11 protein-coding genes are annotated in these 13,373 nt (G+C 64.8%); 1 reads left to right on the top strand and 10 read right to left on the bottom strand.

From position 1 onward, the window contains the following. Positions 1–9: 9 nt before the first annotated feature. The 7 genes from A0O30_RS25455 to A0O30_RS25425 all read right to left on the bottom strand — a co-directional run bounded on the left by A0O30_RS25455 (position 10) and on the right by A0O30_RS25425 (position 8,217). A complete protein-coding gene (locus A0O30_RS25455; protein WP_105948524.1) occupies positions 10–1,170 on the bottom strand; it encodes an acyl-CoA dehydrogenase family protein in 1,161 nt (386 codons plus the stop codon). A 32-nt stretch (positions 1,171–1,202) separates the two neighbouring features. Further along, positions 1,203–1,997 (bottom strand): enoyl-CoA hydratase/isomerase family protein, encoded by a 795-nt coding sequence (locus A0O30_RS25450; RefSeq protein WP_105948523.1) that lies wholly within the window; start codon positions 1,995–1,997, stop codon positions 1,203–1,205. A 160-nt stretch (positions 1,998–2,157) separates the two neighbouring features. Further along, complete coding sequence (locus A0O30_RS25445) at positions 2,158–3,564, bottom strand: amino acid permease (protein WP_105948522.1); 1,407 nt, start codon at positions 3,562–3,564, stop codon at positions 2,158–2,160. A gap of 196 nt (positions 3,565–3,760) precedes the next feature. Next, positions 3,761–6,013 carry an ATP-binding protein gene (locus A0O30_RS25440; RefSeq protein WP_105948521.1) on the bottom strand — a complete coding sequence of 751 codons (2,253 nt, stop codon included), beginning with the start codon at positions 6,011–6,013 and terminating at the stop codon, positions 3,761–3,763. Then, on the bottom strand, positions 6,010–6,786 hold the full coding sequence (locus A0O30_RS25435; protein WP_105948520.1) for an ABC transporter substrate-binding protein: 777 nt from the start codon (positions 6,784–6,786) through the stop codon (positions 6,010–6,012). The genes A0O30_RS25440 and A0O30_RS25435 overlap by 4 nt, the downstream gene beginning before the upstream one ends. After that, a complete protein-coding gene (locus A0O30_RS25430; RefSeq protein ID WP_016715658.1) occupies positions 6,783–7,499 on the bottom strand; it encodes a response regulator in 717 nt (238 codons plus the stop codon). The genes A0O30_RS25435 and A0O30_RS25430 overlap by 4 nt, the downstream gene beginning before the upstream one ends. A 73-nt stretch (positions 7,500–7,572) precedes the next feature. After that, on the bottom strand, positions 7,573–8,217 hold the full coding sequence (locus tag A0O30_RS25425) for a TetR family transcriptional regulator C-terminal domain-containing protein (protein ID WP_105948519.1): 645 nt from the start codon (positions 8,215–8,217) through the stop codon (positions 7,573–7,575). 102 nt (positions 8,218–8,319) lie between these two features. Between A0O30_RS25425 and A0O30_RS25420 the strand changes: the two genes are divergently transcribed. After that, positions 8,320–9,066 carry an enoyl-CoA hydratase-related protein gene (locus A0O30_RS25420; protein WP_105948518.1) on the top strand — a complete coding sequence of 249 codons (747 nt, stop codon included), beginning with the start codon at positions 8,320–8,322 and terminating at the stop codon, positions 9,064–9,066. 137 nt (positions 9,067–9,203) lie between these two features. On the opposite strand, the gene A0O30_RS25415 is transcribed toward A0O30_RS25420, so the two are convergent. The 3 genes from A0O30_RS25415 to A0O30_RS25405 are packed head-to-tail and all read right to left on the bottom strand — an operon-like array spanning position 9,204 to position 13,358. Further along, a complete protein-coding gene (locus tag A0O30_RS25415) occupies positions 9,204–10,259 on the bottom strand; it encodes a lipocalin-like domain-containing protein (protein WP_105948517.1) in 1,056 nt (351 codons plus the stop codon). Further along, a complete protein-coding gene (locus A0O30_RS25410; protein WP_105948516.1) occupies positions 10,249–12,693 on the bottom strand; it encodes an FtsX-like permease family protein in 2,445 nt (814 codons plus the stop codon). The genes A0O30_RS25415 and A0O30_RS25410 overlap by 11 nt, the downstream gene beginning before the upstream one ends. Next, on the bottom strand, positions 12,693–13,358 hold the full coding sequence (locus tag A0O30_RS25405; protein ID WP_105948515.1) for an ABC transporter ATP-binding protein: 666 nt from the start codon (positions 13,356–13,358) through the stop codon (positions 12,693–12,695). The genes A0O30_RS25410 and A0O30_RS25405 overlap by 1 nt, the downstream gene beginning before the upstream one ends. Between the last annotated feature and the right edge of the window lie 15 nt (positions 13,359–13,373).

Here is a 13,373-nt window from a genome sequence, read left to right as displayed (position 1 = left end):
CCAGGCCGGTCAGCGCAGCAGCGGGCGCAGCAGTTCACGGGCGATGATGTGCCGCTGGATTTCCGAGGTGCCCTCCCAGATGCGCTCGATGCGCGCATTGCGCCAGATGCGCTCGACCGGCCCTTCATCCATCAGGCCCATGCCACCGAAGATCTGCACGGCTTCGTCGGCCACCTTGCCCAGCACTTCACTGGCGAACAATTTGGCCATGCCCGCCTCGCCATCGGTCATGCTGCCCTGGTCCATCTTCCAGGCAGTGTGCAGGGTAAGCATTTCGGCAGCGCGGATCTGCGTGGCCATGTCGGCCAGCTTGAACGACACACCTTGATAGCTGCCAATGGCCTGGCCGAACTGCTTGCGATCGGCGGCCCATTGCAGCGACAGGTCGAGGGCGCGCTGGGCCTGGCCTACGCAGTTGGCGGCAACCATCACCCGGCCGGCGGTGAGCCAGGCGTTGGCCACTTCCCAGCCTTTGTCGACTTCACCCAGCACCTTGCTGGCCGGTACCCGGCAATCGTCGAAGAACAGCTCATAAGTGTGATAGCCGCGGTTGCTCACGCACTTGGGGCCACGGCGGATGGTCATGCCCGGCGTACCACGGTCCACCAGGAAGGCCGTGACCGCGTTGCGCTTGCGCCCGTTGTGCTCGTAGGTGTCGGTGACGGCAAAGACAATGGCGAAGTCGGCATGGCCCGCGTGGCTGATGAAATGCTTGCTGCCATTGATGACAAAGTCATCGCCCTGGCGCACGGCGCGGGTCTTGATGGCGTTGGCATCAGAGCCGGCCCCCGGCTCGGTGAGGGCGAAACAGTCGGTTTTCTCGCCTTGCACGCAGGGCAGCAGATAGTCGTTGATCTGCTCATCCTTGCAGGCCATGAGGATTTTCGAAGGCCGGGCAACGAACACATGCAGCGCCCAGGACACCTTGGACAGCTCGCGTTCGATCAGCGCCTGGGACAGGTAGTCCAGGCCACCGCCGCCGACTTCCTCGGGCATGTTGAAGGCGTAGAACCCGGCAGCGAGGGCTTTGCCACGGATCTGCGCGGCCAGTTCCGGGGACACGGCATCGGCACGGTCCACCGCTTCCTCATGGGGCAGCAGCTCTTTGGCAACAAAGCTGCGTACCGCTTCCACCAACATTTCTTGTTCTTGGGTCAGTTGGAAATTCATCTGCGAAGGTCCTGGTCAGGGTCGGTATCGGGTTACTGGCCGGTGAAACGGGGGGCGCGACGTTCAACCGAGGCTTGCAGCGCCTCGGCGCCGTCCTGGCTACGGCCACACAGCAGGCCGGCATGGCGCTCGGCTTCCAGCTGTTCGGCCAGGGTGCGCCGGGCGCCGTCGCGGATCAGCCGCTTGGTTTGCGCGTAGGCGAAAGTCGGGCCGTTGGCCAGGCGCCCGGCCAGTTCGGCGGCTACGGCGGGCAGTTGTTCGTCAGGGCATACTTCGCTGACCAGCCCGGCTGCCAGGGCGCGTTCGGCGCCCCACAGTTCATCGAGGAACAACAGGCGCTTGGCCTGTTCGCTGCCGATCAGCCGAGGCAGGTGCCAGCTGGCGCCGGCATCAGGGCTGTAGCCCATGCTGGTGTAACCGGCCTTGAAGCGCGCCGAGGCGGCGGCGATGCGCAGGTCGCAGCACAGGCTGAGGTCCATGCCCCCGCCCACGGCGGTGCCGTTGATGGCAGCGAGGGTGGGTTTGTCGAGGCTGTGCAAGCGCAACATCAGGGCGTGGGCGGTTTCGGTCCAGCCATAGGTTTCCAGGGTGCCTGCGGCCTCGGCGGCGGCCCACTCGGCCAGGTCGGCACCGGCGCAGAAGCTGCGGCCGCTGCCGGTCAATACCACCACGCGTACGGCCGGGTCGCCGTTGTGGCTGTCGAGCAAGGCGTGCAGCTGCTTGAGGGTGGGGATATCCAGCGCGTTGCGCTGCTCGGGGCGGTTGAGGGTGATCCAGGCAACGCCGGCTTCGACCTTGCTCAACAGAGACGACGACGGGGTGGTCATGTGGGCCTCGGTATTGTTGTGTCTATTTGAGGGGCTGACGAGGGAGATACTAAACGAGTGTTCAACAAGGCGGGATGGGCTGTTACAACTTCGCACAACTTGGTTTTCGACGTTACACACCCCCTGCGATTGCAGGGGGTGTGCGACATGGGCTGTCGGTTCAGACGCCAGGCGCGCTGGGTGCCAAGGCCCCTTGCCGACGACGATTGACGAAGAAATACGCCGCATAGCACAGGGCAATGAAGCCAAAGCCCCAGTACAGCGACGGCCGCTGGGTTTCATCCAGCGCCAGGAACACGAACAGCGAACTGCACAAGGTGATGCACAGCAGCGGCACCAACGGGTACAGCGGCGCCCTGTACTTCAAGCCTTGCAGTTGCCCACCTTCACGCAGGTAGGCTTTGCGGAAGCGGTATTGCGCCAGGGCAATGACGATCCAGGTCACGGTGCCGGACATGCCGCTCACCGCCATCAGCACCATGAACAGGGTGTCGGCGGCAATGAAGCTGGTCATCAACGAGATCAACGCAAAGCACAGGGTGATGCTCAGCGCCCGCAGCGGTACACCACGCTTGCTCAGCGGCGACAGGCTTTTCGGCGCCATGCCGCTCTTGGACATGGCCCACAGAATGCGCGTGGACGCATACAGCCCGGAGTTGCCCACCGACAGGATGGCGGTAAGGATGACGAAGTTCATCAGGTCGGCGGCGTAAGGGATGCCGACCATGTCGAACACCTGCACGAACGGGCTTTCCATCAAGCCGGCCTGCTCGTACGGCACGATGGCCGACAGCACGGCAATCGCCAGCACATAAAAGATCAGCACACGGAACACCACGTTGCGCACGGCCCGCGGGATGCTCTTTTCCGGGTGCTCGGTCTCACCGGCGGCCACCCCCATGATTTCACACCCCTGGAAGGCATAGACCACGGTCATCATCACGGCGAAGACTGCCGACAGGCCGTGTGGGAACAGCGACTCGCCCACCAGGTTGTCCAGCATCGGTGCCGGTGCCCCGCTGCTCAGCGGGATGGCGCCAAAAATCACCAACAGGCCAATGACAATGAAACCGAGGATGGTCGCCACCTTGATGCCCGAGAACCAGTACTCCGCCTCGCCAAAAGCGCGGGTGGCCAAGGCGTTGAGGCCGAACAGCACGACCACGAACAGCGCCGACCAGTACCAGATCGGCACCTCGGGGAACCAGCGGGTCATCAGCATGCCGGCGGCGGTGAACTCCAGGCCCACCGTAGTGGCCCAGCTCATCCAGTACACCCAGCCGATCATGAAGCCGGTGGCGGGGCCGATGAACTTGGTGGCGTGGGCCTGGAACGAGCCGGACACCGGCATCTGCACCGACAGCTCGCCCAGGCAGACCATCACCAGGTACATCAGCAAGCCCGCCACCAGGTAGGCCAGGATCGCGCCCACCGGGCCGCCCTGGTTGATGGTCACGCCCGAGCCCATGAACAGGCCGGTGCCGATCACCCCGCCCAGCGACAACATGAAGATGTGGCGGCTTTTCAGTGCGCGGGTGAGCTGGATCTTCTCGTGGGTCTCAGTCATGGTGCACCTCGCCATTGCGGCCGGTGCGCGGTGTGGTGCGAAGGAAGGGCTGAGCACTAGGGCATGTCATTGTTCTTGTCTCCAGTAAGCCTCATGGACCGCGTACAGCACGGTTGCCATGGATTATTGGAAACAGATGTAAGGCGCCGTTGTACGAACGGATCGAAGATGTAAAAAGTCGTAAGTTTTTTGTACGTCAGCCCTGGATCAGCTGTTCCAGGGTGGCGCGGGCCTGACCGAGCTGGCTGGCCAATGGCTCGCCAAGCGCCTTCAACGCCTGTTCGTCGTGCTGCCGGGCCGCCTCTTCAAGGCAGCGCAATAGCGCCGCCAGGCCAGAAAAGCCCAGGGAGTCGCAACTGCCGGCCAAACGATGGGCCAGGTGCAGCACCTCGGTATTGTCCTGGGCCAGCAGCGCCTCGGCCAGTGCCGTGGCGTGCTGCTCCAGTGACTGGCGCAGCACCTTCAGCAAGCCCTGCAGCTTCTGCTCACCCAGCAGCGAACGGTGGGTGTCCAGCAGCGACCAGTCCATGTCTGCGTCAGTGCCAACCCCTTCGCTGGGCGCCACTTCGGCCAACGCCTTGCGCAGGGTCTCCAACCGCAACGGCTTGGCCAGTACCCCGTGCATGCCGGCCGCCAGATAACCCGATACCTGCCCCGGTTGCACCCCGGCCGTCAGCGCCAGAATCCGGCTGGCGCGGTTCGGTCCGGGCGAGGCACGCAGCCTCTGGCACAGTTCCACTCCACTCATGCCCGGCAAGTGTACGTCCAGCAGGATCAGGTCGAAGCGCCGTTGCGCGCAAACCTGCAGAGCCTGCCCGGCGTCTTCGGCAAAGCTCACCCGATGGCCATCGCGCAGTAGCAACCCACTCGCCACCTCGCGGTTCAGTGCCACGTCTTCGACCACCAGGATATCCAGGCTGAGCATGGGCGGCATGGCGGGTGACCGGCCCGGCACGGGTTGCCCGTGGGCCATTTCGAGCTCGAACCAGAAGCAACTGCCCTGCCCCGGCACGCTGTCCAGGCCGATGCTGCCGCCCAGTTTTTCCACCAGGTGCTTGCAGATCGCCAGGCCCAGGCCGGTGCCGCCATAGCGACGGGCCACGGCCTCGCTGGCCTGGACGAAGCGGTCGAAGATTTTCGCCTGCACGGCGGGCTCGATGCCGATGCCATTGTCACTGACCGACAGCCGCAAGCGCTGCGCGTGCTCGCTACTGGCAAGCACCCGCACCCCAAGCTGCACCTGGCCGTGCTCGGTGAACTTGATGGCATTGGCCAGCAGGTTGCTGAGCACCTGGCGCAGGTACTGCTCGGCACCGTGCTGGTACTCGCCCAACTGCTCATCGATATGCAGGTGCAACGTGTCGCCGTTGTCCTTGGCCATGGGCTCAAGCAGCGTCAACACTTCCTGGCACAATTGGCGCAAGGAAAAACCCACCAGCTCGGCCCGGCTCTCGCCTTCTTCGAGCCGGGCGAAATACAGCACTTCGTTGAGAATCGCCAGCAGCCCCTCGCCGGCCTTGTACAAGGCCTCGACGCGCTGACGGTCAGGCAACTCCAGCCGCCCGCCGCGCAACAATTCGGCCATGCCCAGAATGCCGTTAAGCGGCGTACGCAGCTCATGGCTCATGGTCGCCAGAAAGCGCGACTTGGCCAGGTTGGCAGCCTCGGCCTCGTCCTTGGCCCGAGCCAGGCTGGCTGTACGCCGCTCGACCATGGCCTGCAATTCGTCGCGCTTGTCCTGCAGCTCAAGCCGATCACGCTCGCGGCGCTCGATGTCGCTGAGGATGGCGCGGCGCATATCGTCCAAGGCATTGGCCACCGTGTCGATTTCATCCGGGCGCGATGAAGGGCGGCGGCCTAGGCGCAACGGCTCCTGCCACTGGCCGGCGCCAATACGGCGAGCGAACTCGGCCATCACTTGCAGGTGGCGGGTGACCAGTCGGTAGAAAAGCCCCGACAGCGCCACCGCCAACCCGCACAAAAACACGCCCATCCACAGCAGGCTGGTCAAGCCGGTGGCATACAGCCGCTGATGCACGGCCCCCAGGTCAATGGTCACTTCCAGCTCACCCAGGTGCCTGGCAGGCCCCGAAGGGGGCTGAAAGTCGAGCGGGAAGCGTTCGACGCGCAGCGGCCCTTTGGGCTCGGCCGCCCCTCGTAGCAGTTGGAAGTCGTCGCTGACCAGGCGCACCCGGGCCACATCGGAGAAGTCCACCAGGCCGCGCAGCTGGGTGTCCAGTTGCGCCTCGTCCAGGTCCCACAAGCTGCGCTCCAGGCTGGCCAGGTAGCCAGCACGGATCAGCGCCATGCGCGCGTCAATGTCGCGCATCTCGCGGCGGTACTCGAAGTACAGCTGCACCCCGCTGGCCAGCACGGTGAAGCACAGGCTGAACAACAGGATGAACAACAGCAGGCGGCGCAGCAGGCCGTCGGCGCGTAGCGGGATCATCGCGCATCCACCGGCAGGTTGATCATGTCCCTGTAGGTGACTTCACTCTGCTCCAGCCAGCGCGCGATCTCTCCGGCCTGGTTCATACGCTGCAACTGCGCGTCGATTTCGTCCATGTGCCGGCTCAGGGGTGATCGGCGCGACACCGCAACGCGCAGGTAGTCCACGCTCAGGGCGCTGGGCAATACGCGGATATCCTGCGCCCCAGGCAGGTGCTCGATGAACAGTTGGCCGGTGCGCCGCTCCTGGATCACATAATCGATGCGCCCACGGATCAGCTTGCCGAAGTTCTGCTGGCTGGAAGACACCCGCTCGATGTTCTGGTGGCGGGCCACGAAGCGGTCGAATTCGGCGCCGTAGCTTTCACCGTACAGCAGGCCGCCACGGTAGCCCGCAAGGTCCTCCAAGCGCTGGAACCGAACCGGCCGAAGGCGGTTGTAGAACACCGCCACTTCTTCGCGTACCACCGGCTCGGTGGAAAAACGCATGCGCTGGTCACGCTGGTCGCTGTTGTAGGCCAATACCACGTCCACCCGCCCAGCGGCGGCGTCCATCAGGCAGCGCTTCCAGTTGCCCAGCACCACCGTCTGCACGTCGTAGCCCATGCGGGTGAACAGCTCGCGCACCACGGTCGGCGCCAGGCCGCGCACCTGGTGGCCATCGCTCCAGGAGATCGGCGGATACACCGGGTAGTCGCAATAGCGCACCGTCTCGGCCGCACCGGCCTGCGCGGCGAGCATCACCAGCGCCACCCCCAAGGCGCGGAGGGTCATGCTGCCACGCTGGCAGTGAACAGGTAGCCGGTGCCGTGGATGGTGATGATCAATTGCGGCTCGGCCGGGTCATCGTGCAGCTTGCGCCGCAAGCGGCCGACCAGCACGTCGATGGAGCGGTCGTTGGGCACCCACTCACGGTTGCGAATCTGGTCCATCAACTGATCACGGCTGAGGGTATGGCCGCTGTTGCGCAGAAACACGCTGAGCAACTGGAATTCACCGTGGGTGAGCAGGGTTTGCCCCCCGCGCGCGTCAATCAGGCGGCGGCGGTCGGTGTCCAGCGCCCAGTCGGCAAACTGCTTCAGCGACTGCGCACAGGCAGGCACGGGGTGCACTTCGCGAGCATGGCGTACGCGGCGGATCAGGTTTTTGGCGCGGGACACCAGCTCACGGGGGTTGAGCGGTTTGATCACGTAGTCATCGGCGCCGCATTCCAGGCCGACGATACGGTCGATGTCGTCGTTGCGCCCTGTGATGAGGATGATGCCCACCTCCGAGCGCACCCGCAGCTCGCGGGTCAGGGTGAGGCCGTCCTTGCCGGGCAGGCGGATATCCAGCAGCACCAGGTCGACATCCTGGCTGCCGAGCAGGGCTTCGGCTTTTTCTGCCGTATCAGCGCAGTGTACGTCGTAGCCTTCCTGGGAAAGATAGGCCTGCAGCAAGTCACGAATAAGCGGATCGTCATCGACGATCAATACCCGAGGCGTCATTGCGTGTCGTCTCTTTTTATTGGTGTTGTTCTACACACTCGCGCCAGCAGCGTACTCGTTACTGAACAGGCGATCAACAGCCCTCGGGCAGGCTGAAACGGCGCCGACCACCGGCTTGCAGGCCATCGACCCAGGCTTCGCAGATAATCACGCCCTGCTCGGGCGTGAAGGTGCCGGGGTTGAGCCCCGACTCCAGCCACAGGCCGTCCAGCAGGGCGCTGAGGCTGATGGCGGCGAGGTCGGCATCGAAGCCCTGCCAGCCCTCGTCCCCGGCGAGCGAGGCCAGCAGCTGGCTCAGCTCCTTACGGTACTCGCCATAGGAATGGTCGTGCACCTGGTTGATTGCATCAGCTGTCTTGACCGCGCCCCAGAACGCCAGCCAGGCGTCAAGCAGTTGCGGGTCGAGCAACTCTGCGCAGAACGAAGCGCGGAAAAACGCCGACAACCGCTCGCGGGCATTGGGCGCGGCCTGGGCCATGGCCTCACGCAACAGGCCCATCACCCGCCCGGTAACCGCCAGGTAGGCCTCGGCCACCAGTTCGTCCTTGCCGGCGTAGTGGTGGCTGATCAGCCCTACCGAAACCCCGGCCTCGGCCGAGATCTTGCGGATCGAAGCCCCCTGGAAGCCATGGCGCTTGAGGCACACCAGGGTCGCTTCGACCAGGTTGGCTTTGCGCAATTCCGGCAGCATGCGGTGGTAGCGGGCTTCCTGGTTCATGGGCGGCTCTCGGTTCTGGGGCTGGACTGAACGACTGTACAACAAGCCGGCGTGCGTGATAAACCCTTGGCTCTCCTGCCCACAACAACAAAAGCGGCTGCCATGAACGACCTGATCACACGCGACCTGGACCAGGGCCTGCTGACCCTGGCCTTCAACCGCCCCGACAAGCTCAACGCACTGAATACGGCCATGTACCAGCGGCTGGGCGACCTGCTGTTGGCGGCCAGTGAAGACCCGGGCGTGGAGGCAATCATCATCACCGGTGGGCCGCAGTGCTTCACCGCGGGCAACGACCTGCGCGACTTTCTCGACAACCCGCCCGGTGATCTGGACAGCCCGGTATTTCGCCTGATGCGGGTGGTGATGGGCCTGGACAAGCCGCTGATCGCGGCAGTCAGTGGCGCGGCCATCGGCATTGGTGCCACCTTGCTGTTGCATTGCGACCAGGTGCTTGTCAGCCGTTCGACCAAACTGCGCATGCCGTTCGCGCCACTGGGTGTGTGCCCGGAGTTTGGCTCCAGCCTGCTGCTGCCTCGCTTGCTTGGCCAGGCCCGTGCGGCCCGCTTGCTGCTGGGCAACGAGTTGCTGAATGGCGAACAGTTGGTGGCCTGGGGGTTGGCCAACGAGCTGCATGAGGATGGCGAACAATGCCTGGCCGCAGCACGCACGCTGGCGCGGCAGCTGCAAGGCTACCCGCAGGCGGCGCTGCGTATCAGCAAGCGGCTGCTCAAGGACAGCCAGCGGGCCGAGCTGGAGGCGACGGTAGCGCGGGAGAGCCGGTTGTTTATCGAGTGTTTGCGTACTGAAGAAGCGCGGACTGTTTTACGGGGGCTGATCAAGGATTAAAAGCCTGGGGCCGCGGTGCGGCCCATCGCCGGCAAGCCAGCTCCCACCTCGATCGTAGCGCCTTCAAGCCATGTGCAGTACCTGTGGGAGCTGGCTTGCCGGCGATGGGCTGCAAAGCAGCCCCAATTGCAGGATCGCTAATAGCCGGTCATCTCCAGATACCCGCGCCCACCCGCACTCCCCGTCAACCGCACCGGCCCTTCCCAATACGGGAATCGTGTATCCATCCAGGCCTGCGGCTCCACTGCATCAACCTGTATATCCACCTCATGCTCCGGCACCTGCACCCGCCAGCGTATCGGTATCTGCTTGCCATTCTTCTGCTCGGCCCAGGCAAGGGGCTGCAGCTGAACCTGCGCTCCTTGCAGTGCAATCACTTCACCCTTTGGGCCAACCCAAGTACCAGCGCGATAGGCCTCACCCTGCGCCTCGCGCACCTGGAACAGCATCAGCTTGGCACCGCTGTCCAGATGCAGGGAAAACCAGTCCCACCCAGTCTGCCCGGCCGCCAGCGGCTGGCTGCTCCATTCCCGGTCCAGCCAGGCCTGACCAGTAACAGCAATGCACAGGCCGTCACGTTCCACCTCCCCCTGCACGCGGTAAAAAGGCTGGCTGTAATAATAGGAAGCCTGCCCCTTGCCGGATTTTTCGCTGTAACCCTGATCGCCGTGCAGCACCAAGGGCCGGTCACTGTGCAAGCGCAAGTCGTAGCGGAACGCTGCACCACCGCCGCTCATCCGCAGGCTTTCGATGCCACCGTTGCCCTGCAATGCCCATTCATTGATCCACGCCCGAAACGGCTGGGCCTGCACACCGGCCTGGCCGATACCACCGCGTGCCAGGGTTTCGCCAGACTGATGCCCACCCGGGCCGGTCAAAGCCACGTGCCCCATCCACAGGTTCGGGCTGTTCCAGTCTGCGGTTTCCGGGCCGGGGCGCAGTGCCGAGCGGAACAGCGTCCACTGCGCGCCCCAGTCGCGCCCCTGGGCGTCCTTGAGATTGGCAGTGACATACCACCACTCGATGCGAAATCCTTCGTGAGGGCCGTGGTCACGGGGGAACGCCAAGTGATACCCGCGGGTTACCTGGCTGAACCCGACCGCCTGCTGCCCAAGCCCGGCATAGCCTTGTGGCGCCGGTTGATCACAAGCGCACAGCAGGCCGCACAGCAACAACCACGCACTACGCTTCATCGGCAAACGGCCTCAACAGTTCGCGGGGCTGGCGGCGCGCCAGTTGCCACAGCGGCCAGGCGCTGGCCAGCAGGCTGGTCAACAGGCCCAGCACAGCCAGTTGCAGCAGTTGCGCAGGGAACACGTAGAGCGGCAAACGCCAGCCGAACGCCTGCACATTGACGACCGCCACCAGGCACCATGCCAGCAACACCCCCAGCGGAATGGCCAACAGTACCGTGAAACTGCTTAGCATCAGCGTTTGCCCCAGGCTCAACCACACCAGTTGCCTGCGTTGCACGCCCAGCGCCCACAGCGGTGCCAGCTGGCCGAGCCGGGTTTGGCCCAACGTCAGCAGGTTGATGAACAACGCCACCCCGGCCACACCCAGGGTGAGGCTGTTGAGTGCGGCGGTGGCGGCGAAGGTGCGGTTGACCACCTCGGTAGACCAGCTTTTCAGGCGTGCCTGCTCCACCACACGGCTGTCGTCCAGGGCGAAGTGCTGTTGCAACGCCGCCTTGGTGACGGGCACTTGGTCGGCGTGCAGGTCAACACTCAACCCCGTCAGCGTCGCCTCTGGCCAATGCGAACGCAACCAGCCGGCATTCACCAGCACATGGCCCTTGGGGTTGCCGTAGTCGGCATAGACCCCGACCACCGTCATGGCCTGCGAAGACAGCGCAAGGCGGTCCCCCACGTGCAGCTTCAAGCGCCTGGCCAATTGTTCACTGAGCATCACGGCCTGCCCGCTGGACAGTTGCTCCCAGGCGCGCGGCTGCTGTTCAAGCAACGGCCAACGTTTGAGGTAGAGGGGGTGATCGACGATACCCTGGACCTGCACTGGCCACCCCTGCAACCGGGTTTCAACACGCCAGCCAGGCAGCACCGCGATGACGGCAGATTGCTGGCCGAGCCATTCGGCCATTTGCAACCCTTGTTCGGTATCCCGGGGGGTGACATACAGATCGGCAGACAGACGCATGTCCAGCCAGCCAACGAACGTCTTGCGAAAGCCTTCGGTCATGCTACCCACGCCGACACTGGCCGCCAGCGCCAGCAACAACGCCATAAGCGCCAGGCTCAGGGCCGGCAGTTGCTGGCGGCTGTCGGCCACGAACCATTGCGCCAGGGGCCGCCGACAAAACCGCGTCAACCCGCCAAGCCCGTCGTCGAGCAAGGCGGGCAACAGGAGTGCCGACGCCAGCAACAGCCCGGCCAGCATGGCAAAGGCGCACGCCAGGCTGTTACCCAGCACGCCAAACCCCAAGGCCAGCAACAACAGCAAGCCTGCTGCGCACGCCTGGCGCCTTGACCACAACCCCTGTGCCAGCCGCCAGGCCTGAGGCTGCACCAGCGCCAGCAATGGCAGCCGGGCTGCACGCAACACGCTGCTCACCCCTGCCAGCAATGCCCCCAGCACACTCACCAGTACACCCGCCAGCCACCACCCTGCAGGCAGGCTCAGCGTGCCGGCCACCTGGGCGCCGTAGAGGCCGCGCAAGCTGGCAGCCACATCAGGCAACAACCACGCGGCCAGTGCATACCCACTGGCCACACCCGCCAGCCCGCCCAGCAGTGCGAACAGGCCCAGCTCCAATACCAATGCACACAGCAACGTGTTCAAGCTGACCCCACAGGCGCGCAGGTTACGTATCAGGCCTCGCCGCTGCTCCAGCGCCAGGCCGATGGCGGCGTGGGCGATGAACAGGCCAACAACGAACGCCAGCAGGCCAAGGGCGGTCAGGTTAAGGTGAAAACTGTCGGTCAGCCGCTGCAATCCGCCGTCGTCCTGCTGAGGTTGCAGTTCGAGCAGGGCCGCGATATCAGCAGGCAACGGCCCTGGCTTGCCGGCCACCAGCAACCGCGACAACTGCCCGGGTGCGTGCAGCAGGCGTTGGGCATGGCCGATGTCGACGACCATTATCCCGGGCGCCAGCTCAGGTTGCAGAACCACGGGGGGAAGCGGTTGCCCTTCGCTGTCGTGCCTTGGACCTGCGCCCAGTTGGCGCAACGTATCTGGCCCTACCCAGGCTTGCCCGGGTGTGCCGATGAATGCCTGCAGGTCGAATGCCTGGGGCTGCACGCCGGCAATGCTGCTGGTCGGCGGCAGGCTCAATGGATCGATGCCAATCAGCCGCACACTGCGCACAGGCTCACCAGACAAGCGCAAACGCCCTTCCAGCACGGGCGTCACCTGCCACCCCTGCTTGCGCAACTGCACGTACAGCCCCTGGTCGAAATGCTCACCCTTGCGCGGTACAAACTGCGCCTGCATCGGCCCGGCCAGCACGGCACTGGCCCGGGCATAGTCGCTGCGGGCCTGGCTGTTCAGTGCCTGTACGCCCGTCCACAAGGCCGTGGCCAGCCACAGCCCGGTGAAGATACTGACAAACTGCACCCGATGGCGCCGCCAATGGCTGAGCAACGCCAACAGGGCCAGCGACAAAAGCCTCATCACCCGTGCTCTGGCTGAACGCGGCCGGCCTGCAGGTAGCAACGCTGCTGCAAGCGTGCCGCCAGCCGCGGGCTATGGGTCACCATCAGCACACCACTGCCGGCCTCGGCGACCAGTTGCAGCAGCAGGTTCAGCACCTCGTCGCTGCAGGCTTCGTCAAGGCTGCCGGTAGGCTCGTCGGCCAGCAGCCACGCCGGGCGCCCGGCCAGCGCACGGCCAATGGCAACCCGCTGTTGCTGGCCGCCAGACAACTGTTCCGGGTAGCGCGCCAGCAAACCTGCCAGGCCCAGGCGTTCTGCCAGGTAGGCCACCCATTGCGGGTCATGCCGGCCGGCAAGCCTTGCCTGGAATGCAAGGTTCGTCGCCACGTCCAGGCTGCTGATCAAATTGTATTGCTGGAACACCAGGCCAATGCCCTGCCGCCGCCACTGCGCCAACGATGCCTCTGAACGGCTGTCGAGCGGCGTGCCGTCAATCAGGATCCGGCCACAGTCGGCGCGGTCCAGGCCGGCAACCAGGTGCAGCAAGGTGCTCTTGCCGCTGCCCGATTCGCCCATCAATGCCAGGCTGCTGCCGCGTGCCAGGCTCAGGTTGACGCCCTGCAGCACAGGCAGCGGGCCTTGGGGGGTGGGGAACGATTTGTGGAGCTGTTCGATGGCAAGCATCGAGGGGCCTTGGTG

Source organism: Pseudomonas sp. LLC-1 (assembly GCF_002992185.1).
Classification (GTDB): Bacteria; Pseudomonadota; Gammaproteobacteria; order Pseudomonadales; family Pseudomonadaceae; genus Aquipseudomonas; species Aquipseudomonas monteilii.
Note: the sequence above shows the minus strand (reverse complement) of the source record. Positions and strands in the feature narration are given on the sequence as shown.